Source organism: Streptomyces sp. NPDC001941 (genome assembly GCF_040296945.1).
Taxonomy (GTDB): domain Bacteria; phylum Actinomycetota; class Actinomycetes; order Streptomycetales; family Streptomycetaceae; genus Streptomyces.
The window spans coordinates 37122-62364 of record NZ_JBEOYE010000027.1 but is presented as its reverse complement, the minus strand read 5'-3'; the positions used below and the strand labels follow the sequence as shown (position 1 = coordinate 62364).

General features: G+C 74.1%; 18 protein-coding genes. 10 read left to right on the top strand and 8 right to left on the bottom strand.

Annotated features, from left to right (window positions below; genetic code table 11):
- Positions 1-2 precede the first annotated feature (2 nt).
- Positions 3-887, top strand: a complete 885-nt coding sequence (locus tag ABT160_RS19755; RefSeq protein WP_351648953.1) for a hypothetical protein — start codon at positions 3-5, stop codon at positions 885-887.
- Here the strand turns inward: ABT160_RS19755 and ABT160_RS19750 are convergent.
- Entirely contained in the window at positions 802-2136 is a 1335-nt protein-coding gene (locus tag ABT160_RS19750; protein WP_351648952.1) for an aminotransferase-like domain-containing protein, read from the bottom strand. The genes ABT160_RS19755 and ABT160_RS19750 overlap by 86 nt on opposite strands.
- Before the next feature lie 79 nt (positions 2137-2215).
- On the opposite strand from ABT160_RS19750, the gene ABT160_RS19745 reads away from it, so the two are divergent.
- From ABT160_RS19745 to ABT160_RS19720, 6 genes are all read left to right on the top strand, one after another.
- Positions 2216-3097 (top strand): alpha/beta fold hydrolase, encoded by an 882-nt coding sequence (locus ABT160_RS19745; RefSeq protein WP_351648951.1) that lies wholly within the window; start codon positions 2216-2218, stop codon positions 3095-3097.
- A 174-nt stretch (positions 3098-3271) separates the two neighbouring features.
- On the top strand, positions 3272-3706 hold the full coding sequence (locus ABT160_RS19740; protein ID WP_351648950.1) for a hypothetical protein: 435 nt from the start codon (positions 3272-3274) through the stop codon (positions 3704-3706).
- Positions 3707-3771: 65 nt separating this feature from the next.
- Positions 3772-4887: an endonuclease/exonuclease/phosphatase family protein gene (locus ABT160_RS19735; protein ID WP_351648949.1), complete on the top strand. Its 1116-nt coding sequence runs from the start codon at positions 3772-3774 to the stop codon at positions 4885-4887.
- A gap of 18 nt (positions 4888-4905) precedes the next feature.
- Complete coding sequence (locus ABT160_RS19730) at positions 4906-6900, top strand: FUSC family protein (RefSeq protein WP_351648948.1); 1995 nt, start codon at positions 4906-4908, stop codon at positions 6898-6900.
- Positions 6901-7183: 283 nt separating this feature from the next.
- Entirely contained in the window at positions 7184-8656 is a 1473-nt protein-coding gene (locus tag ABT160_RS19725) for an APC family permease (RefSeq protein WP_351648947.1), read from the top strand.
- A gap of 136 nt (positions 8657-8792) precedes the next feature.
- Positions 8793-9815 carry a hypothetical protein gene (locus tag ABT160_RS19720; RefSeq protein WP_351648946.1) on the top strand — a complete coding sequence of 341 codons (1023 nt, stop codon included), beginning with the start codon at positions 8793-8795 and terminating at the stop codon, positions 9813-9815.
- A 40-nt stretch (positions 9816-9855) separates the two neighbouring features.
- On the opposite strand, the gene ABT160_RS19715 is transcribed toward ABT160_RS19720, so the two are convergent.
- Positions 9856-11919 carry a PhoX family protein gene (locus tag ABT160_RS19715; protein WP_351648945.1) on the bottom strand — a complete coding sequence of 688 codons (2064 nt, stop codon included), beginning with the start codon at positions 11917-11919 and terminating at the stop codon, positions 9856-9858.
- 226 nt (positions 11920-12145) lie between these two features.
- On the opposite strand from ABT160_RS19715, the gene ABT160_RS19710 reads away from it, so the two are divergent.
- Entirely contained in the window at positions 12146-13561 is a 1416-nt protein-coding gene (locus tag ABT160_RS19710; RefSeq protein ID WP_351648944.1) for a VWA domain-containing protein, read from the top strand.
- Here ABT160_RS19710 and ABT160_RS19705 read toward each other — a convergent pair.
- Together ABT160_RS19705 and ABT160_RS19700 are read right to left on the bottom strand one after the other, a co-directional pair.
- Entirely contained in the window at positions 13558-14679 is a 1122-nt protein-coding gene (locus tag ABT160_RS19705; protein WP_351648984.1) for a sensor histidine kinase, read from the bottom strand. The genes ABT160_RS19710 and ABT160_RS19705 overlap by 4 nt on opposite strands.
- A gap of 101 nt (positions 14680-14780) precedes the next feature.
- Positions 14781-15434: a response regulator transcription factor gene (locus tag ABT160_RS19700; protein ID WP_351648943.1), complete on the bottom strand. Its 654-nt coding sequence runs from the start codon at positions 15432-15434 to the stop codon at positions 14781-14783.
- Positions 15435-15588: 154 nt separating this feature from the next.
- Between ABT160_RS19700 and metG the strand changes: the two genes are divergently transcribed.
- On the top strand, positions 15589-17193 hold the full coding sequence (metG, locus tag ABT160_RS19695) for a methionine--tRNA ligase (RefSeq protein WP_351648942.1): 1605 nt from the start codon (positions 15589-15591) through the stop codon (positions 17191-17193).
- Positions 17194-17279: 86 nt separating this feature from the next.
- Here metG and ABT160_RS19690 read toward each other — a convergent pair whose 3' ends face one another.
- Positions 17280-18041, bottom strand: a complete 762-nt coding sequence (locus tag ABT160_RS19690; RefSeq protein WP_351648941.1) for a hypothetical protein — start codon at positions 18039-18041, stop codon at positions 17280-17282.
- A gap of 196 nt (positions 18042-18237) precedes the next feature.
- Positions 18238-20004, bottom strand: coding sequence for an aspartate--tRNA ligase (aspS, locus tag ABT160_RS19685; RefSeq protein ID WP_351648940.1), 1767 nt, complete (start codon positions 20002-20004; stop codon positions 18238-18240).
- A 123-nt stretch (positions 20005-20127) separates the two neighbouring features.
- Here aspS and ABT160_RS19680 point away from each other — a divergent pair, with 123 nt between their 5' ends.
- Positions 20128-22206, top strand: coding sequence for an ATP-binding SpoIIE family protein phosphatase (locus ABT160_RS19680; protein ID WP_351648939.1), 2079 nt, complete (start codon positions 20128-20130; stop codon positions 22204-22206).
- Positions 22207-22258: 52 nt separating this feature from the next.
- On the opposite strand, the gene ABT160_RS19675 is transcribed toward ABT160_RS19680, so the two are convergent.
- Positions 22259-23332, bottom strand: coding sequence for an AI-2E family transporter (locus ABT160_RS19675; protein ID WP_351648938.1), 1074 nt, complete (start codon positions 23330-23332; stop codon positions 22259-22261).
- A 428-nt stretch (positions 23333-23760) separates the two neighbouring features.
- A complete protein-coding gene (gene der, locus ABT160_RS19670) occupies positions 23761-25212 on the bottom strand; it encodes a ribosome biogenesis GTPase Der (protein WP_351648937.1) in 1452 nt (483 codons plus the stop codon).
- Positions 25213-25243 lie beyond the last annotated feature (31 nt).

Below are 25243 nucleotides of genomic sequence, written 5' to 3'. Positions count from 1 at the left end.
GGATGCGCAGACTGCTCTCGACCGTGCTCGTCGTCCTGGTGGCCCTCCTCACGCCGCTGAGCGCCGTCGCGGTGTGGGGGGACCGGGAGATCGGCGACACCGACCGGTTCGTGGCCACGATGGCGCCGCTGTCGTCGGATCCGGCCGTGCGGAACGCGGTGGCCGAGCGGGTCACGGACGAGGTCCTGAAGAACGTCGACGTGGGCCCGTTCCAGGACAGCGTCCGGGGCTTCGTCCGGCAGGCCGTCACCTCGTTCACCGACAGCGCCGCGTTCCGCACGGCGTGGGACGCGGTGAACCGCGAGGGTCACTCCGCCCTCGACCGGTCGCTGTCGAGTGACAGCGACGAGCCGGTGACCCTCGATCTGGCTCCGGTGACCCAGCAGGTGAAGGACCAGCTGGTCGCCGACGGCCAGCCGTTCGCCCAGGCGATCCCGGTGACGCACACCCGGATCACCGTCGTGGAGCCCGAGAAGCTCGGCGGGCTGCGCACCACCTTCCGCTGGCTGCGGGTGGGCGGCGTCTGGCTGCCCGTGGCCACCGTGGTCCTCACGCTGGCCGCGCTGGTCCTCTCGGTGCGCAGGGCGCGCACCCTGGCCGGGCTGGGGCTGGCCTTCGCAGTGGGCGGGGCGCTGTTGCGCGCCGGGGTCGCGGTGGCGCGCGCCACCACCCTCGGCGACCTGCCGTCCGACGTGGACCCGGCGGCGGCGCGCGCGGTCTACGACCAGCTGACGGCGACCTTGTCGACGACGGCCTGGGTGCTGCTCGGTGCGGGTGCGGTACTGGCCGTGGCCGGGTGGTTCACGGACCGGTCGCGGCGAGGGCGGACAGTCGCTCCAGGGCGTCCGCCAGCACCGCGGGAGGCGGCGAGGCAAGCCCGATCCTGACCGAGTCGGGGACCCGCTGGGCGGCGGGGGTGCCCACGGCGAACGCCTTGCCCGGGGTGACCGCGATGCCCCGGTCCGCCGCGGCCCCGACGAACGTCTCCGCCCGCCACGGCGCGGGCAGCCGCCACCAGCAGTAGTACGCCGCCGGGTCGGTGCGCAGCTCGAAGCGTCCCAGGTGGCGCCGCAGCACCTCCTGCCGGGCCGCCGCGTCGGCGCGCTTGGCGGCGACGACCCGGTCGACGGTGCCGTCCCCGGCCCAGCGGGTGGCCGCCGCCAGGTTGAAGCCGCCGGCCGTCCAGGCGCCCGAGCGCAGGGCCAGGGCCAGCTGGTCCAGGTGGCCGGTGGGGGCGACCAGGTAGCCCACGGACAGGCCGGGTGCCAGGCGCTTGGAGAGGCTGTCGACGAGCACGACCTGTCCGGGTGCGCGGGCGGCCAGCGGCGCGGGGGCGCCGGGGGCGAGGAAGGACCAGGTGGTGTCCTCCACGCAGGGCAGCTCCGACTGCCGCAGCAGGGCGGCCAGTTCCTCTCTCCTCTCCTCCCCCGCCGTGAGGGACAGGGGATTGTGCAGGGTCGGTTGTACGTAGACGGCGGAGAGCGGGGAGGCCCGGTGCGCCGCGGCGAGCGCGTCGGGCCGGAGCCCCTGGCCGTCCAGGGCGATCGGCACCAGCCGTACTCCCAACTGGGCGGCGACGGCCTTGACCAGGGGGTAGGTCAGGGCCTCCACGCCGAGCCGGCCGCCCGGCGGGACCAGTGAGGAGACGGCCGCCGCGATCGCCTGGCGGCCGTTGCCGGCGAAGAGCACCCGCTCCGGATCGGGTGTCCAGCCGTGCCTGGCGAGCACGGCCGCCGCGGCCTCCCGCGCCTCGGGGGTGCCCGCCGCCGCCGCGGGCCGGGTCGCCGCCCCCAGCACGTCGGCGCGCGTCAGCGCCCCCAGGGCCCTGGCCATGAGCTCGGACTGCCCGTCCGCGACCGGGTAGTTGAGCTCCAGGTTGACCGGGGCGCCGCCGGTCGCCTCGGCCAGGGCGGGGCCTGGCAGCGGGGGAGCCGCCCGCACGAACGTCCCCCGTCCGACTTCCCCCACCGCCAGGCCCCGGCGGACCAGCTCGCCGTACACGCGGATGGCGGTCGAGTTCGCCACCCGGTGCCGGCGGGCGAAGGCCCGCTGGGTGGGCAGCCGGTCGCCGGGCCGCAGACGTCCCCCCTCGATGTCCGCCGCGACCTGGTCGGCCAGCCGCCTGTAATCGTCCAAGATGCCCTCCGCCTCCGACATTGCACCGAGAGCAAAGATCCTATTGCACCGAGCAGTTGGGCTGCCTAGCCTCGTGCCCATGACCAGCGAAGCCAGCGTTACCGGCGTGACCAGCGCGGTTCCCGTGACCGGGGCGAACTCCGCCGACACCTCCGCCGACACCTCCACCGGCGCCTCGACGGAGGCCTCCACCGGCGCCTACGCCGACCGGGGCAGCGGCGAGGTGCTCCTCCTCGTCCACGGGCACCCCTTCGACCACACCATGTGGGCGCCGCAACTGGAGGAGTTCGCCGCCACGCACCGCGTCGTCGCCCCCGACCTGCGCGGTTACGGGAACGGGCCCGCCCCGGTCGCCGACCGCACCCTGCTCGGCGACTTCGCCCACGACGTCGTCGCGCTCGCCGACCGGCTCGGGGCCGAGCGGTTCGTGCTCGGCGGGCTCTCGATGGGCGGCCAGATCGTCATGGAGGTGCTGCGTCTCTTCCCGGAGCGGGTCCGGGCGGTCGTGCTCGCCGACACCTTCCCCGCCGCCGAGACCGCCGGGGGCCGCGCCCTGCGCAACTCCCTGGCGGACCGCTTCCTGGCCGAGGGCCCCGCGGGCGTGCGGGCGTACGCGGACGAGGTGCTGGAGAAGATGGTCGCGCCGTACGCCCCGGCCGAGGTGAAGGCCCGGGTGCACCGGATGATGACCGGCACCTCACCCGCGGGCGCGGCGGCCGCGCTGCGGGGCCGCGCCGAGCGCCCCGACTACCGGGAGCTGCTGGCCCGCACCACCGTGCCCGCGCTGGTGGTGGTCGGCCGGGACGACGCGTACACCCCGGTCGCCGACGCGGAGGCGATGCACGCGGCGCTGGCCGACTCCACGCTCGTGGTCGTCGAGGGCGCGGCGCACATGCCGAACCTGGAGCGCCCGGCGGAGTTCAACGCGGCCCTGCGCGCCTTCCTGGACCGGATCGGCTGAGAAGACCGAGGAAGCCGCGGAAGCCGGGGCCGAGGAAGCCGCGGAAGCCGGGGCCGAGGAAGCCGAGGAAGTCGGGACCGAAGAGGTCGGGGCCGAAGGAGTCGATGCCGCGGCGGGCCTCCTGATGGCCGCTCCCCGCTGGCCCGTCCCACCTCCCCTGGCCACCCTGGGAGCATGAATCCACGACGCTTCCTCGGTGCCCTGGTCCTGTCCGCCGTGCTCGCCGGGGCGGCCGGCTGCTCGGACGGGGACGTCGACAAGGCGAAGGACAAGGTCCGGGACGTCGCCGCGTCCGCGACGGCCGCCGCTGCCTCGAAGATGGCCGAGGTGAAGGACGGCGCCGACGGGAAGGCCGACGTGACGGCGGGGGCGACCCGCGCCGACGGGGACCGTACGGCCGTCACCGTGACCGCCAAGAACAGCACCGCCAAGGCGGCCGACTACGCGGTCCTGGTCAACTTCCGCGACGGCGGCGGGAATCTGCTGGACTCCGTCGTGCTGAACATTGGCGATGTCGCGCCATCCGCCTCCAAGGAGGGCACGGCCCGCTCCAACCGTTCGTTGTCCGGAGACATCACCGCCGAAATCGGGCGGGCCCTACGACACTGACCGGCAGTCGGAGGCCAGGGCAGGGCTGGGCAGGACGAGGCAGGGGCGGGGCGGGAGGGGGAGCCTTGGAAGGCACAGGTACAGGCACCGGCGCAGGTACAGGAACCAGCGGGAGCGGTCGTACGACGGGAAGCGGAGCGGACCCGGGAGCGGAAGCCACCACCGGAGCCGGACCCAGCCCACGCGCGCACCCTCATCCGCATCCGCACACGCACACGCACCCACCGCGCAGGCGTCGCCACCGCGTCCTGACCGCCCTCGCCGTCGCCCTGCTGCTCGTCCCGGCGGTCGTCGTCGACTGCCGGCTGCTCGGGACGGACGCCGTCACGCCGGTCCCCCAGCTGCTGTCGTTCCTGCCCTGGCTCGCGGTGCCCTCAGTCCTGGGACTGGTGCTGGCAGGGTTCGCCCGGCGGTGGGTGCTCGCCGGGCTGGCGGTCGTGGTGCTGGCGGCCACCGGGTGGGCCGCCAGGCCGTACGGGCCGGACCGCACCACCGCGAGCGGGCCGGTCGTGGCGCGGCTGAAGGTCCTGTCGTCGAACGTGGAGTTCGGGCAGGCCACGGACGGGCTGATCGACACCGTGCGGCGCACGGAACCGGACCTGGTCTTCGTCTCCGAGTGCGAGTACGCGTGCACGGACGCGCTGGCCGCGCGGCTGGGCGGGCAGTACCCGTACCGGGCGCAGGTGGAGGCCGTCGGTTCGTCCGGTTCGGCGCTGATCAGCAGGCGCCCGCTGACCGGGGAGGCAGTGGTGCCGGGGACGCTGGGGATGCCGGGGGCGACGCTGCGGCTGCCGGGCGGGACGGTGCGGGTGCAGCTGGCGCACCCGATGCCGCCGCTGCCGTCCCAGGTGGGGCTGTGGCAGCGCGAGACGCGCGCGGTGCGCGACGCCGTACGGGCGGTCCGGGGCCCGGTCCTGGTGGCCGGGGACTTCAACGCGTCGCAGGACCACGCGGCCTTCCGGGACCTGCTCGACACGGCGGGGCTGCACGACAGCGCTCGGCTGGCGGGGGCCTCGCGCACGCCGTCGTGGCCGAACGAGGGCGTGCTCCCGGCGTACGTGCAGATCGACCACGTGCTCGTCAGCGACCACTTCTCGGTGCGCTCGGCCCGCTTCCTGGACCTGGCGCACACCGACCACCGCGCCCTGCTGGTCGAGCTCGACCTGCACGAGCGCGCCTGATCCCGCACGCTGGGTGCCATGGCGCAGCGATCGAGGGCCGTGTCCCCGCCCCCGTGGCTCGTGCGGGCGCTGCGTCCGCAGCCGGCGCCGGTGCCGTGGGCGGCGGTAGCGCGCGCGGCCGTGGCGATGGCGGCGCCGCTGGCGGTGGGCTTCGCGGTGGACCAGCCGGTGTACGGGGCGCTGGTGTCGATGGGCGCGCTGTCCGGGGTGATCGGTGACACGGCGGACGCGTACCGGATGCGGGTGTTCAACATCGCGGTGCCGCAGCTGTTCGGCGCGCTGGGGGTGACCCTGGGGACGCTGGTGCACGGGGACGGGTGGCTGACGGTCGCCGTGCTCACCCTGGTGGCGCTGGTGTCGGGGATGATCTCGTCGATCGGCGCGGTGGCGTCGGTGTCGGGGCTGCTCCTGCTGCTGAACGCGGTGGTGGGCGCGGGACTGCCGATGCCCGAGCCGTGGTGGAAGGCGCCGCTGCTGCTGACGCTGGGCGGGGCGGTGGTGCTGGTCCTGAGCCTGCTGGCGTGGCCGCTGCGCGGCGGGGTGCCGGAGCGGGGCGCGGTGGCGGGCACCTACCGGGCCGTGGCGGACCTGCTGGAGGCGGCGGGCACCGACGGGTACGACGAGCGCCGCCAGGCCGTCACGCGGGCCCTGGACACGGCGTACGACCTGGTGCTGGCCCGGCGCACCCGCGACCACGGGCGCAACCCGTCGCTGGTGCGGCTGCTCGCGCAGCTGAACGTGGTGATCCCGCTGGTCGAGGCGGCCCCCGCGGCCCACCGCCCGGGCCGTCCGATGCCGCCGCAGGTGCCCGCGGCGGTGCGGGAGCTGGCGGACGCGGTCGAGGAGGGCCGCACCGGCGGGGCGCTGCCGGTGCTGCCGGAGCCGGGGACGCCGTCGGAGCGGGCGGTGGACCACGCGCTGCGGCACGCGGCGGGGGTGGTGCACGAGGCGGAGCCGGACCCGTTCAACGTGGACGACCGGCTCGGGCGGCCCGCGGCGCTGCGCGTCCGGGCGCGCCGGGCGACCCGGGCGGTGCTGCTGTCGGGGGCGTCCTGGCGGTACGGGCTGCGCCTCGCCCTGTGCATCGGCCTGGCGCAGGCCCTGGTGTCGCTGGTGGAGGTGCCGCGCTCGTACTGGGTGGCGCTGACGGTGACGTTCGTGCTGAAGCCGGACTTCGGGTCGGTGTTCTCGCGCGCGGTGACGCGCGCGCTGGGCACGGCGTTCGGGCTGCTCGTCGCGGCGGCGGTGCTGTCGGAGGTGCCCCGGGGGTGGTGGGACGTGCCGGTGATGATGGTGCTCGCGGCGCTGATCCCGGCGATGTCGGTGAAGGGGTACGCGTTCCAGACGGCGGCCATCACGCCGGTGATCCTGCTGCTGTCGGACCTGCTGAACCGGCAGGGCTTCGACCTGGTGATGCCGCGGCTGTACGACTCGCTGATCGGCTGCGCGATCTCGCTGGTCGCCGGGTACCTGTTGTGGCCGGAGAGCTGGCGCACCCGGATCGGGGACCGGCTGGCGGACGCGGTGGAGGACGCGGCGGACTACCTGGCCCTGGCGTTCGGGCCGGCCGCGGACGGGGAGCAGGCACGGCGGGTGCGGGCGCGGCGGGCCCTGTTCCGGGACCTGTCGTCGGTGCGGTCGGAGTTCCAGCGGGCGCTGACCGAGCCGCCGCCGACGGGGGCGCGGGCGGCGGCGTGGTGGCCGCTGGTGGTGGCGGTGGAGCGGATCGTGGACGCGACGACGGCGGCGCGGGTGCGGGTGAACCACGGGGCGGGGGCGCCGGGGGCGGGCGAAGTGGGGGAGGTGGAGCGGGAGTTGCGGGGGTTGGCGGAGGGGTTGAGGAGGAGTGAGGACCTGGTGGGGGTGGGGGTGGTGTGGGGGGCGGTGGAAGGGGGTGTGGGTGAGGCGGGTGAGGGTGCGGGTGCGGGTGTGGGGGGCGGTGAGCCCGGGGTACTGGAGGCGGTGCGGCAGGAGGTGTGGGCGGCGCGGGCGATTGCGTCGCCGGGGCGGTAGCGGGGGCGGGGGGCGGTGCGCCGTTGGTGCGGGGGCCTTGGGGTGCGGGGCCCTGGGGTGCGGGTCTTGGGGCCTCCGGAGCCGGCGGCTCGTTGTGCGTTGTGCCCACCCGTTCCGCCCTGCGGAACGATTGCCCACAACGCAGCAGGTGGAAAATCAATCGTCCCCACCCCCCGTCTCACCGTGCGCACGGGCGGCTACGATGCGCAGCATCTGGTCCTGGTCGGCCGCAGGACGAGGAGTCTGACACTTCGCCACATCTCGTCCCACCCAAGGACATTCGATGCGCAACCATCCCGGAAGAGGGCTGCAACCGGGCGTTCTCGGCACGTTCGACACGATCGTGATGGCGGTGGCGGGCAGCGCGCCCGCGTACTCCCTGGCGGCCACCACCGCCGTACTCGTCGCCGCCGTCGGACTCGCCGCCCCCGCCGCCCTGCTGTACTGCGCGATACCCATGCTCGGGATCGTGCTCGCCTTCGGCAGGCTCGGCCGGATCGACGTGAATGCGGGCGCCGCCTACTCCTGGGTGGGCCGCACCCTCCATCCGTTCCTGGGTTTCCTGTCGGGGTGGGCGCTGGTGGTGGCCGCCACGCTGTTCATGGTGGCCGGGTCGCTGCCCGCGGGCTCGCTCACGCTGGCCCTGTTCGACCCCGCGCTCGCGGAGAACACGGCACTGTCGGCGGCGGTGGGCGCGGGCTGGTTCCTGATGATGCTGCTCGTGGTGCTGGGCGGCGCCCGGCTCACCGTACGGGCGCAGTTGCTGATGTCGGGCCTGGAGCTGCTGGTCCTGCTGCTGTTCGTGCTGGCGGCGGTGGCGCACAAGGGCTACGCGGTGGCCTTCGACTGGTCGTGGCTGGGCTTCGGGCACTTCGACGGGGTGTCGGGCTTCGCGTCGGGGGCGCTGATCGCGGCGTTCTACTACTGGGGCTGGGACGTGACGAGCAACCTCAGCGAGGAGACGCGGGACAGCCGGCGGACGGCGGGGATCGCCTCGCTGGTCGGGGTGGGGATCGTGTTCCTGCTCTTCGAGGCGTTCACGGTGATGGTGAACACCCTGCTGCCCGCGGGCCGGGTCAGGGCGGGCGGGCCGAACGTGCTGGGTGAGCTGGGCGACGTGCTGTGGCCGGGGGTGGGCGGCAAGCTGATGGTCCTGGCGGTGATGCTGTCGACGGTGGCGACGCTGGAGACGACGCTGATCCAGGTGACGCGCTCGCTGTTCGCGATGGGCCGCGACCGTACGATGCCGGCGGCGCTCGGCCGGGTGCACCGGCGCTGGAACACCCCCTGGGTGGCGATCGCGGTGGTGGGCGTGGTGGCGCTGGTGCTGCTGGCCGCGTCGACGGCGCTGGGTTCGGTGGGGGACGTGATGGCGGCGGCGGTGAGCGCGATGGGGCTGCAGATCGCGTTCTACTACGGGCTCGCGGGCATCGCGGCGGTGGTGGCCTACCGGCACCTGCTGCTGGGCTCGGTGCGGGACTTCCTGCTCGGCGGGGCGTGGCCGCTGCTCGGCTCCGCGTTCATGTTCTGGATCTTCGTGGAGTCGCTGGGCGACCTGTCGCGGGCGGCGGTGGTGATCGGGCTCGGCGGGCTCGCGGCGGGACTGGTTCCGCTGTTCCTGTACTGGCGCGGGGGCAGTTCGTACTACCGTCCCGCCAAGCTCGACGCGCTGCGCGCGCGGGAGGCCGCCGAGCCGTACGCCGTCACGCCTCGGCGCCACCCCAGCTCCGAGGAGACGCTCGCCACGGACTTCTGAGGGTGCCATGCACACCCTCGGAGCCGGAACCGGAACCGGAGCGGGAGCCGGAACCGGAACCAGCACCGGACGGGCAGGACGCTGACGCGGGCACGGACGCGGGCACGGGCACGACCAGGAGAGGGGAGGGCAGGAGATGGCACCGGACCGTCGCTCCCGCCGCCACGACCGGGGCTCGCACCGCCGCACGGCGGGCCGGCGCCCGGAGGTCTTCACCCCGGAGTTCGACCCGGACCACGGGGACCGGGCGCTGACCACGGCGCGCCAGGACATGGTGATCGGCCGCTGGCAGGGGGTGCGGGACCTGCTGCGCGAGACCGGGGAGGACTGGCCGCTGCGCACCCACCGCGTCCGGCTGCTGTCGCACGCGGCGGCCGGTTCGACGACGGTGGAGGCGTGGCGGGCGGCGGAGCCCGACGCCCCGGACGCGCTGGTGCTGCGGGCGGCGACGGAGGTCGTACGGGTCTTCAACGAGGCGATCGCGGCGGGCCGCGGCGGCGGCGTGGACCGGGCCCGGCTGGACGTGACGGTGATGGCGTGCCTGGGCGCGGCCGACGCGCACCCGGCGGACCCGCTGCCGTGGGTGTCGCTGCTGACGGTGGCGCGGCTGTACGAGGGCGGGGTGGGGCGGGCCGAACTGCGGCGCTGGTGGGACGAGTTGCGGCGGCGCGACCCGTACAACACGGAGGCGCACGTGCAGGTGCTGCGCTACTGGTCGGCCCGCTGGCACGGCACGCACGGCTCGATGTACGACTTCGCGCGGGACGCGGCGGGCATGGCGCCGCCCGGGTCGGCGCTGCCGGTGCTGGTGCAGGTGGCCCGGGTGGAGGAGTACCGCTACGTCGCGGAGGGCGCGCGCGGCCGGGCCCCGGTGCGCGGCTTCGACCAGCACTGGAAGCACGAGCTCGCGGTGCTGGAGGTGCGGCGCACCTGGGAGCGCTGGATCTGGGGGCGCACCTACGGGCCGGTGCGGCCCGAGGAGGTGGTGGAGCTGAACTACCTTGCGCACGCGGCGTGTTACGCGGGCGAGTACGACACGGCCCGGCAGCTCTTCACGCTGCTGGGCCGGCGGGCGTCGTGGGTGCCGTGGGTGTACACGGGCGACCCGGAGGAGCAGTACGTCAGATGGCGTGCGGTGACGGTTCCGGACGCCGTCTGACGTACGTGCTCGCGCTCCGGGGCGGCCGAGGGGCTACGGGTCAGACGCCGACGTCCTCGCCGTCCTTGCGCCACACCGCGACCACGGCCGGGCGGACGATCTTCCCCGGGCCGTCGGGCCAGACCGAGGCGGGCTTCTCGACGGACGCGCCGTCGACCTCGCCCGGGTGCTGCACGGCGACCAGGACGCGGCGGTCCTGCACCAGCGGGCCGCAGGTCTCGGCGCCCTTGGGGACGGTGAGGAACTGCTTCAGCTCACCGCGCCGCTCGCCCTGCACCGCGACGCCGAACAGGCCGTCGTGCGAGCCGAGCTGGTTGCCGTCCGTGGAGATCCACAGGTTGCCGTGCGGGTCGAAGGCCACGTTGTCGGGGCAGGAGATCGGCGAGACGCGGTCCTTGGGGAAGCCCGCGAAGTACGTCGCCGGGTCGTTCGGGTCGCCCGCGACCAGGAAGAGGCGCCAGGCGAAACCGTCCGCGGCCGGGTCGTCCCAGTGCTCGGCGAGCTCCAGGATCTGGCCGTGCTTGTTGAGGTTGCGCGGGTTGGCCTCGTCGGCGGGGGCCTTGCCGGGCTTGCCGCGGTCGGTGTTGTTGGTCAGCGCGACGTAGACGCGGCCGGTGCGCGGGCTGGGCTCGACGTCCTCGGGGCGGTCCATCTTGGTGGCGCCCACCTTGTCGGCGGCGAGCCGCGTGAAGACGTACACCTCCTCGGCGGTCATGCCGGGCACGTGCGAGACGTCGCCGGTCGCCAGCGGGATCCACTGGCCGCTGCCGTCGAACTGCCCGTCGGACGGGAGCTTGCCGGTGCCGTCGACCTCGGCGGCCGGAGAGTCGCCGGTGAGCCGGGCGACGTACAGGGTGCCCTCGTCGAGCAGCGTGAGGTTGTGCTCGCGGGCGGCCCGCGAACTCCCCTTCTTCATCCGCTTGCTGGAGACGAACTTGTAGAAGTAGTCGAAGCGCTCGTCGTCGCCCATGTAGACGACCGGGCGGCCGTCGGCGGTCAGGCGCGGCTGGGCGGCCTCGTGCTTGAAGCGGCCCAGCGCGGTGCGCTTGCGGGGCGTGGAGTCCGGGTCGTACGGGTCGAGTTCGACGACCCAGCCGAAGCGGTGGACCTCGTTGGGCTCCTGCTTGAGGTCGAAGCGCTTGTCGAAGCGCTCCCACTTGCGCTCGGTGGCACCGGTGCCGACGCCGTAGCGCTTGTCGGTGGCGGAGGAGCCGTTGGCGAAGTACTGGTTGAAGTTCTCCTCGCCGTGCAGCGTGGTGCCCCACGGGGTGGTGCCGCCGGCGCAGTTGTTGAGCGTGCCGAGGACCGTGCGGCCGGCGGGGTCGGCGGAGGTGCGCAGCAGCTTCGACCCGGCGGCCGGGCCGGTCACCCGGAACTCGCTGGTGGTGTGCAGACGGCGGTTGAGGTGGTGGCGGCCGACCGCGGTGAGCTTGCCGGTGCGGTGCTCCTCCTGCACCACGACGACCGAGAGGCCGTGCGCGGCCCAGGCGGTCTCGACCTGCTCGCGGGTCGGGTTCGCCGGGTCGTACGCCCTGAACATCAGGTTCTCGTCGGTGTACTCGTGATTGGCGACGAGGACCTGGCGGCCGCGCTCGCCGGGGAGCGGCAGCAGCGACAGGAAGTCGTTGTTGTAACCGAACTGGCCCGCCTGGGACTTGGCGCTCTGCCGGTCGGCGTCGAAGGCCGGGGCGCCGCGCAGGATCGGGTCGCCCCACTTGACGACCACGTTCTGCGCGTAGCCCGCGGGGACCGTCACGCGGTCCTCGGTGTTGGGCGCGACCGGGGTGAACCGCAGGCCGCGGGCGCCGTCGGGGCGCGGCGCGTGGCCGCCGTGGCCGCTTCCGTGAACGGTCGCGGCGGCCTGGGCTGCGGGTGCCCCGTCCAACACGGCGGCGCCGCCCACGGCACCGGCGACGGTGACCACGGCGGCGGCGCGCATCATCGAACGGCGGGACAGGACACCGGCGATGACGTCGCCGACGTACTCGTTGTCGCTGGTGTTGGGCACCTCGTGGAAGCAGGCGTCACCGCAGCGGTAGCGGCACGTGAGGGCCGAACGGCCGCCGTGCGAGTGGTTGGTCAGGAGCGGCAGCAGTTTGCGCACGTTCGTGGTCCTCCCCGGCGCGACCTGCGCCGACACTGTGTCGGAATCTCTACCGGCGGTGACAGTAGGTGCGCATGTGAGCACTGCGGCGGCGTGCGGATGAACGCGCGGTGAATCCGTGACGACCGGGCCGGGAGGGCCCGCGCGGGGGGCCGCTAACCTTACGTGTCCGCTGTGGCCAGTGATGCTGGGCGGACCCGACCCGACTACGCGAAAGGGCTCGCCGATGGGCATTCGGAGCATGCTGCGCAAGGTGTTTGGACGCGACCGCGCGGAGCGCAACGAGCCGGCGGCGCGGGAGGCGGCAGCGGCCCCGGCCCCCTCGGTCCCGCCCCAGACCCCGCGCGAGGAGACCACTCCCGCACCCGCACCGACGGCCGCCGCCGGGGACCCGGTGCGCTCCCCGGTGGAGCGCGCGGCCGAGGACCTGGTGGCCGCCGCGTTCGACAACCCGGCCCCCCGCAGGGACAAGCCGGTGATCCCGTCCCAGCAGGAGACGGAACGTGAGGTCCCCGCGCCCTCCCGTGGTGGGCAGGCGTTCCGCGGGGCGGAACGGGTGGGCACCACCCCGGAGACCGCTGCCGTGGTGGAGCCGCCCACCCCGGAGACCCCCAAGGCCGAGGAGCCCGAAGCCCCAGTGGCCGAGGCCCCCGAGAAGGCCGAGGACCCGGTCGTGGCCGACGAACCCGTGGTGACGGAAACCCCGGCCCCGGAGCCCGAGCCGGCAAAGGCCGAAGAGCCGGTCGCCGCCGAGGACCCGGTCGTGGCCGAGGCCCCCGAGCCGGAGCCGCAGCCCGAGCCGGAAGCGGCAACCCCGGACCCCGAGCCGGAAGCCGAGGCCCCCGAGCCGGAGGCCGAGGCCCCCGAGCCGGAGCCGGAGCCGCAGCCCGAGCCGGAAGCGGCAACCCCGGCCCCCGAGCCGGAGGCCGAGCCCCCCGTGGCAACGGACACCCCCACCGCTCCCCCGGCGAAGCCGGCCACCCCGGCCACCCCCCTCGCCGCCCTCAAGCGCACCGCCCCCCTCCTCGCCGACCCCTACAAGGCCGCCACCGCCGCCCTGAAGAAGTACGGGCTGACCGGCGCCCGCGCCACGGTCTACCTGGTGCTCGACCGTTCCGGCTCCATGCGCCCGTACTTCAAGGACGGCAGCGCCCAGCGCCTGGGCGAGCAGGCCCTCGCGCTCGCCGCGCACCTGGGCGAGGACCCCGTGGTCCAGGTGGTCTTCTTCTCCACCGAGGTCGACGGCACCGGCGAGCTGGCCCTGGACGCGGTCGAGGGCCGGATCGACGAACTGCACGCCTCGCTGGGCCGGATGGGCCGTACGAATTACCACCTGGCGATCGAGGCGGTCCTGGCGCAGCGCGAGAAGCAGGACGACCGGGGCCCGGCCCTGGTGCTGTTCCAGACGGACGGCGCCCCGGAGTCGAGGACGGCCGCGGCGCAGGCGCTCGCGGCGGCGGCCGACGAGCCGGTGTTCTGGCAGTTCGTGACGTTCGGCGACCCGGACTCCAAGGCGTTCGACTTCGTCAACCGGCTGGCGCAGGAGAGCCCCAACGCGGGCGTGACGCACGCGGGTACGGCCCCGGCCGACACCGCGCACCCGGCGTTCTTCCGCGCCCTGCTCGCCGACTGGCGCCCCTAGGTCGGCAGCCGCACGGTGACGGCCAGTCCGCCCTCGGGGCCGGGCTCGGCCGTCGCCGTGCCGCCGTGCGCGACCGCGACGGAGCGCACGATGGACAGGCCGAGCCCGGCGCCGGGCCCCATCCGGTCCCGCCCGGCGCCCCGGCGGAACGGCTCGAAGAGCCCCTCCACCTCCGAAGCGGGCACCGCCTCACCGGAGTTGACGACGCTCAGCACCACCGCACCACCCGCTCCACCCGCTCCACCCCCTCCGCCCGCTCCCCCGTCGTCGCCCGTGACCCGCACCCGTACGCTCCCGCCCGGCACGTTGTAGGCGACCGCGTTCGCCAGCAGGTTCCCCGCCAACTGGCCCAGCAGCACCCGGTTCCCGCGTACGACACAGGGGTCGGCGGCCGGCCCCGGCACCCCGTAACGGGCGCACTCCTGGGCGACCACGGCCGCCAGGTCCACGTCCTCGGCCGCGTCCAGGCCCCGCTCGCCGCGGGCCAGGGTCAGCAGTCCGTCGATGAGCCGCTCGCTGCGCCGGTTGCTGTCGAGCAGGACGCGCTTGACCGCCACGTCGTCGTCCAGTCCGATCTGGATGGCGGCCCGCTGGGTGGCCAGCGGGGTGCGCAGCTCGTGCGAGGCGTTGGCGATGAACCGCCGCTGGCTGTCGAAGGCCGCCTCCAGGCGGGCGAGCAGCGCGTCGATGGTGTCGCCGAGCTGCTTGAGCTCGTCGTCGGGCCCGGACGCGGCGATGCGCTCGTGCAGGGTGCGCTCGGAGAGCCGCCGGGCCCGGGCGGTCATGTCGTGCACCGGCCGCAGCGCCCGCCCGGCGCTCCACCAGCCGGCCACGACGGCGCACAGGGCCATCGCGAACAGCGCGAAGCCGGACCACATCAGCGACTCCTGCCAGGCCGCGTCGCGCACCTGGGCGAGCAGCCCGTGCGCCCCGCCACCGCCCTCCCACCCGCCGGTGTCGCCCCAGGGCCCGGCCCCGCGGGCGATGTCGTCGACGCGGGAGGCGGCGGAGGCGCGCGAGAGCAGGGCGGTGACGCCGAGCAGCAGGGCGCCCAGGACCAGGAAGGCGGCGCCCGAGGAGAGGGCGACGCGCATCCGGATGTGGGACCCGGCGCCCATCGACCCGGCGCCCGTCCGGACGCCCCCGCCCCCACCCGTACCGCCGTCCACGCCCCCGTCCGCCCGCACGTCGTCCGCCCGCACGTCGTCCGGCCCGGCGCTCACAGCGCGTACCCCACGCCCTGCACGGTCCGGATGGGCCCGGGTGCGCCGAGCTTGGCGCGCAGCTTGCTCATGCAGACGCGGACCGCGCCGGTGAAGGGGTCGGCGTGCGCGTCCCAGGCGCGCTCCAGGAGCTCCTCGGCGGAGACGGTCACGCCGTCGGCCTCCAAGAGGATCTGCAGCACGGTGAACTCCTTGGGCGACAGGCCCAGGTCGCGGCCGTCGCGCTCGGCGGTGCGCCGGGCGGTGTCCAGGCGCAGGCCCGCGCGGGTCAGGACGGGCGGTACGGGGCGTTCGGCGCGGCGGCGCAGGGCGCGCACCCGGGAGACCAGCTCGGGGAACTCGAAGGGCTTGGCCAGGTAGTCGTCGGCGCCCAGGTCGAGCCCGGCGACGCGGTCCTCGGTGGCGGCGGCCGCGGTGAGCATCAGGATCCGGGTGCGGGCGGCGCGGGCGACCAGGGCGCGGGCGACGTCGTCGCCGTGCACGCCGGGCAGGTCGCGGTCGAGCACGACGACGTCGTAGTCGTACAGGCCGAGCCGGTCCAGGGCGGTGTCGCCGCGGTGCACGGCGTCGACGGCGAACCCGGCCCCGCGCAGGCCGGTGGCGAGGAGTTCCGCGAGGTCCCGCTCGTCCTCGGCGACCAGTACCCGCACGCGTCCTCCCCTGCCCGTGTTCCCGTGCCGTCCCCTTTTGTACGGCACGGGGTGCGCGGCGGTCCGGCGCGGGGTCCCCACCGGCGCCCGGCACCGCCCTGCCCTGGGTTTATGCGTGTGAAGCGATCTCCATCCGCCCAGTAGGATTTCGACCATGGCGGCCACTGGATCCGAGAAGCAGGGGGCGAAGGCGTACTACGTCACGACCCCCATCTACTACGTCAACGACGCTCCTCACCTGGGCCACGCCTACACGACCGTCGCAGGCGACGTGCTCACGCGCTGGCACCGTCAGCGCGGCGAGAAGGTGTGGTACCTCACCGGCACGGACGAGCACGGTCAGAAGATCATGCGCACGGCCGAGACGAACGGGGTCACGCCCCAGGAGTGGTGCGACAAGCTCGTCGAGGAGGCCTGGCGGCCCCTGTGGGAGCACCTGGACATCGCGAACGACGACTTCATCCGCACCACGGAGAAGCGCCACACGGACCGGGTCGCGGAGTTCGTGCAGGACCTGTACGACAAGGGCGAGATCTACAAGGGCGGCTACGAGGGCCCGTACTGCGTGGGCTGTGAGGAGTACAAGCTCCCCGGCGACCTCATCGAGGCGGAGGACGGCACCAAGCTGTGCCCGGTCCACAAGAAGCCGGTGGAGATCCTCAAGGAGGAGAACTACTTCTTCAAGCTCAGCGAGTACGGTCCGAAGCTGCTCGACTTCTACGCCGCGAACCCGGACTTCATCCAGCCCGAGTCGGCGCGCAACGAGGTCGTGAACTTCGTCAGGCAGGGCCTGCAGGACCTCTCCATCTCGCGGTCGACGTTCGACTGGGGCGTCCCGGTCCCGTGGGACGACAAGCACGTCATCTACGTGTGGGTGGACGCGCTGCTGAACTACGCGACGGCCGTGGGCTACGGCTCCAACCAGGAGAAGTTCGACGAGACGTTCCCGGCCAACGTGCACCTGGTCGGCAAGGACATCCTGCGCTTCCACGCGGTGATCTGGCCCGCGATGCTGATGGCGCAGGGCCTGCCGGTGCCGGGGAAGGTCGCGGCCAACGGCTGGCTGATGGTCGGCGGCGAGAAGATGTCGAAGTCGAACCTGACGGGCATCAAGCCGCAGGACCTGACCTCGCACTTCGGCGTGGACGCGTACCGCTGGTACTTCCTGCGCGCGATCGCGTTCGGCAGCGACGGCTCGTTCTCCTGGGAGGACTTCACCGCCCGCTACACCTCGGAGCTGGCCAACGACTACGGCAACCTCGCCTCGCGCGTGGCGGCGATGGTCGGCAAGTACTTCGACGGCGCCCTGCCGGCCGCGACGGCGGACGGCGAGGCCGAGGCGGCCGTGCACGCGGGCCTGGCGAAGGCGGTCGCGGAGGCGGACCGGAAGATCGGCGACGAGCTGGACTTCCAGGCCGGCATCCTCGCGGTGTTCGACTTCGTGAAGCAGGTCAACGGCTACATCACGGAGCAGGAGCCGTGGAAGGTGGCCAAGGACGACTCCCCGGAGGGCCGGGCCCGCCTGGCGACGATCCTCTACACGGCCGCCGAGTCGCTGCGCGGCGTCGCGGTCCTGCTGAACCCGGTCATGCCGCGCACCTCGGCGGCGCTGTGGGAGTCCCTGGGCGCGGAGGAGTCCCTGGGCGCCCTGTCCGCGCAGGACGTGACGGAGGCCGGCACCTGGGGCCGCCTCCCGGCGGGCACCACGGTCACCAAGGGCGCGGTGCTCTTCCCCCGCCTGGAGGAGAAGCCGGCGTAGCGCCGGAGCGCAAGCGTACGAAGAGGGGCCCCGCACCGGTCGACGGTGCGGGGCCCCTCCGCGTGCGTACGGGCGTACGGCTCCGGTCAGCGGCCCAGGGCCGAGGCGTCGCCCATGACCACGACCGGGTGCCGGGCCGGGTCGAGCCAGCGCAGCAGCTCGGCCATGTGGGGCTTCTCCAGGGAGACGCAGGCCTGGGTGGGGCCCTGGTGGTCGACGTGGAACCAGATGCCGCCGCCGCGCTTGGCGCCCAGCGGGCGGGTCCAGTCCAGCGGGGTGGTGCCGGGCTTGCGGTTGTAGTTGATGGCGACCACGTAGTCGAAGGCCCCGGCGAGCGGCTCGCCCTGGGAGCCGGTGCCGCTGGCGACGAAGTGCGGGTTGTGGTCGTAGGGCAGCTTGCCGCCCGGGTCGGCGAGGCGGCCGCCCGCGTCGGTGAGGGCGAAGACGCCGATCGGGGAGCGCAGGTCGCCCTGGACGTGGTGGTCGGTCCAGCCCTTGAGCGCGTTGTGGCCCTGCCAGGGGTTGCCGACGGGCTTCCAGCCGCCGCCGGGGTCGCGCTGGTAGCGCTGGACGGTGTTGCGGGCGGAGTCGGGGGCCTCGCCGGTGACCACGACGGCCTGCTGGGCGGTGGCCGGGACCTGGGCGGCGGTGCGGGCGCCGAGGGCCGGCAGGGAGCCGGAGGGGCGCGGGGCGGAGCGGCCCGCGCTGCCGCCCTTGGTGTCCTGGGTGGCCGACGCCGCGGGCGCCGGGCCCTCGCTGCGCAGGCCGGTGCCGAGCTGGGAGCAGCCGGCCAGGGCGGCCGCGGCCAGGGCGGTGGCGAGGACACTGCGCACGGCGCGCACGGTCATGGGGAGGGCCTTTCGGACGTGCGGAAGCGGGGTGGCCGGGGCGCGGGACGCCCACGGGACGCGTGTACCCCATGGGAAGAAGAAGCCCCCGGGACCGATTCGGTTCCGGGGGCGGGGCGCTTGTGGGTCAGGCCACGTGCGTCCCTGCTTCCTCCTGCTCGTGGCCACCCCCGCGGGCGCGGGGGCGGTGCCGGTCCTACTTCTTCTCGACCGGCTTGCGCAGCTGGATGTTCAGCTCGCGCAGGCGGGACTCGTCGAGCTCGGTCGGGGCGCCCATCATCAGGTCCTGGGCGTTGCCGTTGAGCGGGAAGGCGATCGTCTCGCGGATGTTGGGCTCGTCGGCGAGCAGCATGACGATGCGGTCCACGCCGGGGGCGATCCCGCCGTGCGGCGGGGCGCCGAAGCGGAAGGCGCGCAGCATGCCGGCGAACTCGGCCTCGACGGTGTCGCGGTCGTAGCCGGCGATCTCGAAGGCCTTGAGCATGATGTCGGGCTCGTGGTTGCGGATGGCGCCGGAGGACAGCTCCACGCCGTTGCAGACGATGTCGTACTGCCAGGCCAGGATATCCAGCGGGTCCTTCTCCTCCAGGTCCCGCATGCCGCCCTGCGGCATGGAGAACGGGTTGTGGGAGAAGTCGATCTTGCCGGTCTCCTCGTCCTTCTCGTACATCGGGAAGTCGACGATCCAGCAGAAGCGGAAGACGCCGTCCTCGAACTGGCCGGCGCGCTTGGCGGCCTCGACCCGGACCGCGCCCATGATCTTGGAGACCTCGTCGAAGGCGCCCGCGCCGAAGAACACCGCGTGGCCGGGCTCCAGGCCCAGGCGCTTGGTGAGCTCCGCGACGTTCTCCTCGGTGAGGAACTTGGCGATCGGGCCGGAGAGCGCGCCGTCCTCGCCCACGCGCACCCAGGCCAGGCCCTTGGCACCCTGCTCGACGGCGAAGTCGCCCAGGCCGTCGAAGAACTTGCGGGGCTGGTCCTTGACGTCCGGCACGGCCAGCGCGCGCACGTGCTTGCCGGCGAACGCCTTGAACTCCGAGCCCTCGAAGACGTCGGTGATGTCGACGAGCTCCAGCTTGACCCGCAGGTCGGGCTTGTCGGAGCCGTACTTCAGCATCGACTCGCGGAACGGGATCCGCGGGAAGGGGCTGGTGACCTCGCGGCCGCCGCCGAACTCGGTGAAGAGCTCGGTCATCAGCCGCTCGATCGGCTGGAAGACGTCCTCCTGCTCGACGAAGCTCATCTCGACGTCGAGCTGGTAGAACTCGCCCGGCGAACGGTCGGCGCGGGCGTCCTCGTCGCGGAAGCAGGGCGCGATCTGGAAGTACCGGTCGAAGCCGGAGATCATCAGCAGCTGCTTGAACTGCTGCGGGGCCTGCGGCAGCGCGTAGAACTTGCCGGGGTTCAGCCGGGAGGGGACGACGAAGTCGCGCGCGCCCTCGGGGGAGGTGGCGGTGAGGATCGGCGTCGCCATCTCGTTGAAGCCGAGGGCGACCATCTTGGAGCGGATCGCGGCGATGACCGCGGAGCGCAGCATGATGTTCTTGTGCATGCGCTCGCGGCGCAGGTCGAGGAAGCGGTACTCCAGGCGCCGCTCCTCGTTGACGCCGTCGTCGGCGTTGATGGTGAAGGGGATCTGCTGGGCGGCGCCCAGGACCTCGACCTCGGCGGCCTCGATCTCGATCTCGCCGGTGGGCAGCTCCGGGTTGACGTTGTCGGCGCCGCGGGAGACGACCTTGCCGTCGACGCGGACGACGGTCTCCTTGGTCAGCTTGTCCAGGACCTCGGCGGCCGGGGTGCCGGGACGGGCCACCAGCTGCGTGATGCCGTAGTGGTCGCGCAGATCGATGAAGAGGATGCCGCCCAGGTCTCGGCGATTGTGCAGCCAGCCGCTCAGCCGGACGTCGGTGCCGACGTCAGAGGCGCGGAGCTCGCCGCAGGTGTGGGACCTGTACCGATGCATCGTCGTTCATCCACTCTTCGCGGTTGGTGTGTGGGCAGACCCACCAAGGTTACCGCCCGGCTCAAGATCAGCTTTCGATACGCTCAGTGGCGGCCGCCCGCCACCTCTCCATAAAGTGGGGCAATGCGCACCGAGGACGTCCTGGCGGCGATCGCGACCGGCCTGTGGCGCTGGGACAACGCGTCCGGGATCGTCACGCTCGACGCCGAGGCGGCCCGGCTGCTCGGGCTGCCCGCCCGTCCCGTCTCGCTGACCGAGGCCGCGGTGCGCTCCCGCTTCCACCCGGTGGACTGGAACGAGATCGACGGCGTCGTGAACCTCGCGGTGGCCGAGGGGACGCTCGCGGAGTCCCGGCTGCGGATCATGGACGGCAGCGGCCGGGTGCTGCGTACGGTACGCAGCCGTTCCAAGCCGCTGCTCGACGGCGAGGACTACCAGCTGGTCGGCACCATCCAGGAGGTCGCCGAGCCGGAGCCGGGCACCGCCGCGCGCACCCCGATCACCGGGGACTGGCGGCGCTCGCGGGAGGCCTTCCTGCTCGACGCCGGGCGGGCGCTGGCGGAGGCGCGCTCGACGGCGGAGGTGCTGCGGGTGGCGGCGTCGCTGTCGATGCCGGGGTTCTCGCCGGACGGGCTCGCGGTCTTCGGGGTGGCGGGCGACCGGCTGACGATCATCGGGCACCACGGGCACGACCCGGGGGACGAGGGCCCGTTCTCGGACATGTCGCTGGAGACGGACTACCCGGCGGCGGAGGTGGCGCGCACCGGCCGGGCGATCTACCTGCCCACGCCGCAGGACTACCGCCGGCGCTTCCCGTCGGCCTGGCCCCTGGCGAAACGGTTCGGCAGGCAGTCCTGGGCGTTCCTGCCGCTGATCGTGGCGGGCCGCACCATGGGCGCCTGGATGGCCGCCTTCAAGCACCCGGTCGCCTTCACCCCCGACGAGCGCTCGGTCCTGACGACCGTGGCCCGGATGCTGGCGCAGGCCCTGGCCAGGGCCGGGGTCGCCGAGTCCGAGCGGGAGCTGTCGCTGGGCCTGCAGCGCTCGATGATGCCCTCGCTCGGCCCGCGCATCCCGGGCATGACGGTGGCCGCCCGCTACGTGCCCACCGGCGGCGGGCTCCAGGTCGGCGGCGACTGGTACGACATGATCCAGCTGCCCGGCGGCCGGGTCGCCCTGGTCATCGGCGACGTCCAGGGCCACGACGTGCGGGCCGCCGGACTGATGGGCCAGCTGCGCATCGCCCTGCGCGCGTACGCCTCCGAGGGGCACCGCCCCGACGCGGTGCTGTCGCGGGCCTCGCGCTTCCTGGCCGGGATCACCGAGGCGTACGAGGGCGACGACCAGACCAGCCCGCGCTTCGCGACCTGCCTCTACATCGAGGTCGACCCGGCCACCGGGACCCTCGACGCGGCCCGGGCCGGCCACCCCGACCCGGCGGTGCGCACCGGCGACGGCACCGTGCTGCTGCGCCCCACCGCGGGCGGCCTGCCGCTCGGCATCGACCCGGACACCGACTACCCCACGACCCGGCTCACCCTGGAGCCCGGCGAGACCCTGATGATCTGCACCGACGGGCTCCTGGAGACCGGCGGCCACGACCTGGACACCGGCTGGGCCCGGATCCGGGCCACCCTGGAGGAGCACGACGGGGAGTCCCTGGAGGAGCTGGCGGACGCGCTGGTGCAGGCGGTGCACGGGCCCGGCTCGCACCACACGACGGGCCCGCTGGCCGACCGCCGCGAGGACGACATCGCGGTGCTGCTGCTGTCCCGGGACAGCGGGGTCGCCCGTCAGGCACCCCGGCGGACCGCGATGACCGTGGCGCAGGCCGAGCCCGAGCGGATCGCCGCCGCCCGCCAGCAGCTGCGCCAGCTGCTGCACGACTGGACGGACGAGGAGCAGGTGGACTCGGCGGTCCTGATGGTCTCCGAGATGGTCACCAACGTCCTGGTGCACACCGACGGCGACGCGCTCCTGGTGGCCGAGGTGACCTGTTCCCCGGCGGGCCGCCGGGTGCGGGTGGAGGTCGCCGACGGCAGCGACGAGCTGCCGCACCGGCGCCAGCCGGGCGAGATGGCGTCCTCGGGGCGGGGCCTAGTGCTGATGGAGATGCTGGCGCACGCCTGGGGGGTGGACCCGCGCGGGGCGGGCAAATCGATCTGGTTCGAGCTGTTCGAGGACGTGCCGTCGCCGCTGTAGGGATGGTGGAGGCGCGCTCAGTCCCGGGACTGGTGGGACCGGGCTGCGGGCCTCAGGGGCTCTCCCGGCCCGGGGCGTCCGACCCCGCCCGGCGGCGCAGCTCGCCGATCACCCCGAAGGCCGCCGCCGTGACCGGCACCGCGAGCAGCATCCCCAGGATCCCGGCCACGCTGGCCCCCGCGGTGATGGCCAGCATCACGACCGCCGGGTGCATCTGGACCGTACGGCTCTGGATCATCGGCTGGAGCACGTGGCCCTCAAGGACCTGCACCGCGAGCACCACGCCCAGCGCCCACAGGCCGATCACCCAGCCCCGGTCGGCCAGCGCGACGAGCACGGCGACGGCGCCCGAGATGAAGGCGCCCAGGTACGGGATGTAGGCGCCGACGAAGACCAGCGCGCCCAGGCCCACCGCGCCGGGGACCCGCAGCACCAGCAGGCCCACGGTGATGCAGAGCGCGTCGATCAGGGCAATGAAGGTGGTGCCCCGCATGAAGCCCTCGACCGCCTCGAAGGCGCGGCGCGCCATCGCCTCCACGGTGTCGGCGGTGCGGTGCGGGGCGAGCGAGCGCAGGGTGCCGGCGGCCCGGTCGGAGTCGCGCAGGAAGAAGAAGACCAGCAGCAGGGCGAGCACGGCCATGGCGATCATCTCGCCGACCACGCTGATGCCGGTGATCACCCCGGACGCGGCGGTGCCGCCGAACTTGCCCAGCAGGTCGCGGGCGTTCTTCGCCAGGTCGTCCAGCGAGGTGCCGACGCCACCGAAGTGCTTGGACAGCTCGTCGGCGGCGGTGCGCAGGGAGGCGACGATCTGGTCGCCGGTCTCGATCAGGGCGCTCACCACGACGTACATCGCCCCGCCGACGACGGCGACCACGGCCACGCAGGTCAGGGCGGCGGCCAGCGAGCGGTTGAGCCTCATCGCGGTGAGGCGGCGGTGCAGCGGGCCGAGCAGCGCGGTGCCGAGGATGGCGAGCAGCACGGGGGTGACGGCGGTCTTGAAGGTGACGCAGAGCCACACCCCGACGGCCCCGACCCCGGTCAGGAGCAGTACGACGGCGCACCAGGCGGCGGTGCGGCGCACGGGGAGCGGGAGGAGGGCGCTGGTGTGCTGGTCCTGGTCCACGTCCCCAGGCGACCACGCCTCCCGGCCCCCGTCCTGCGGGCGGGGGCCGGGCGGGTGACGGTACGTCAGCGTGGCGGACCGTCAGGCGGGGTGCGGGGAGCGGGGGTACGGGACGCGGCGGACCGGACTGCGCGGCGCGGCCCGGCCCCGGGGTGCGTCAGTCCCGGGAATGCGGCGGGCACCCGGAGACGCGGCGGGCCTGCGGGAACGCGGCAGGCACCCGGGAATGCGGCGGGCCCCCGGAATGCGGCGGGGCCCCCCCCCCGGGGGCGAGAGGGGGGGGGGGCGCGGGGGACGGCGCCCCCCCCGCCGGGGGGGGGCCCCCCGCCGGGGGGAGGACCAGCCGGGGGCCCCCCCCCCCCTGTTTTGGGGGGGGGGGGCGGGGCGCCCCCCCCCCGGCCCCCGGCCGCTTCACCGTCCCGTACGGACTACTTCTTCTTGCCGCGCTTCTCGCGCACCCGCACCGAGATGTGGATCGGGGTGCCCTCGAAGCCGAACTCCTCGCGCAGCCTGCGCTCCACGAAGCGGCGGTAGCCGTGCTCCAGGAAGCCCGAGGCGAACAGCACGAACCGGGGCGGCTTGGTGCCCGCCTGGGTGCCGAAGAGGATGCGGGGCTGCTTGCCGCCGCGGATCGGGTGCGGGTGGGCCGCCACCAGCTCGCCGAGGAAGGCGTTGAGCCGGCCGGTCGGCACGCGCGTCTCCCAGCCCGCCAGGGCCGTCTCGATCGCCGGGACCAGCTTCTCCATGTGGCGGCCGGTCAGCGCCGAGACGTTGACCCGGGGCGCCCACGCGACCTGCTGCATCTCGGTCTCGATCTCGCGCTCCAGGTAGTAGCGCCGCTCCTCGTCGAGGGTGTCCCACTTGTTGTACGCGATGACCACCGCGCGGCCCGCCTCCACGGCCATCGTGATGATGCGCTGGTCCTGCACCGAGATGGACTCGCTGGTGTCGATCAGGATGACCGCCACCTCGGCCTTCTCCACGGCGGCGGCGGTGCGCAGCGACGCGTAGTAGTCGGCGCCCTGCTGGAGGTGGACGCGCTTGCGGATGCCCGCGGTGTCCACGAACTTCCAGACGGTGCCGCCCAGCTCGATCAGCTCGTCGACCGGGTCGCGGGTGGTGCCCGCCAGCTCGTTGACGACGACGCGCTCCTCCCTGGCCACCTGGTTCAGGAGCGAGGACTTGCCGACGTTGGGGCGGCCGATCAGGGCGATGCGGCGCGGGCCGCCGAGAGCGGCCCCGCCGAAGGTCTGCTCGGGGGCCTCGGGCAGCGCCTTCAGGATCTCGTCGAGCAGGTCGCCGGTGCCGCGGCCGTGCAGCGCGGAGACCGGGAACGGCTCGCCCAGGCCCAGCGACCACAGGGCGGTCGCGTCGGACTCGCCGGACTGGCCGTCGACCTTGTTGGCGGCGAGCACCACGGGCTTGCCCGCGCGGCGCAGCAGCTTGACGACGGCCTCGTCGGTGTCGGTGGCGCCGACGGTGGCGTCCACCACGAAGACGACCGCGTCGGCCGCCTCGATGGCGTACTCCGCCTGGGCGGCGACCGAGGCGTCGATGCCCAGGACGTCCTGCTCCCAGCCGCCGGTGTCGACGACCTTGAAGCGGCGGCCGGCCCACTCGGCCTCGTAGGTGACGCGGTCGCGGGTGACGCCGGGCTTGTCCTCGACGACCGCCTCGCGGCGGCCGATGATGCGGTTCACCAGGGTCGACTTGCCCACGTTGGGACGGCCGACGACGGCGAGGCGGGGAAGCGGGCCGTGCCCGGCCTCCTCGATCGCGCCCTCGACGTCCGAGGCGTCGAAGCCCTCTTCGGCGGCGAGCTCCATGAACTCCGCGTACTCGGCGTCGCCGAGCGCTCCGTGGTCGTGCTGGTCGTTCATGAAGTCCGTTCCTCGTCCGTTCATCGTGGTC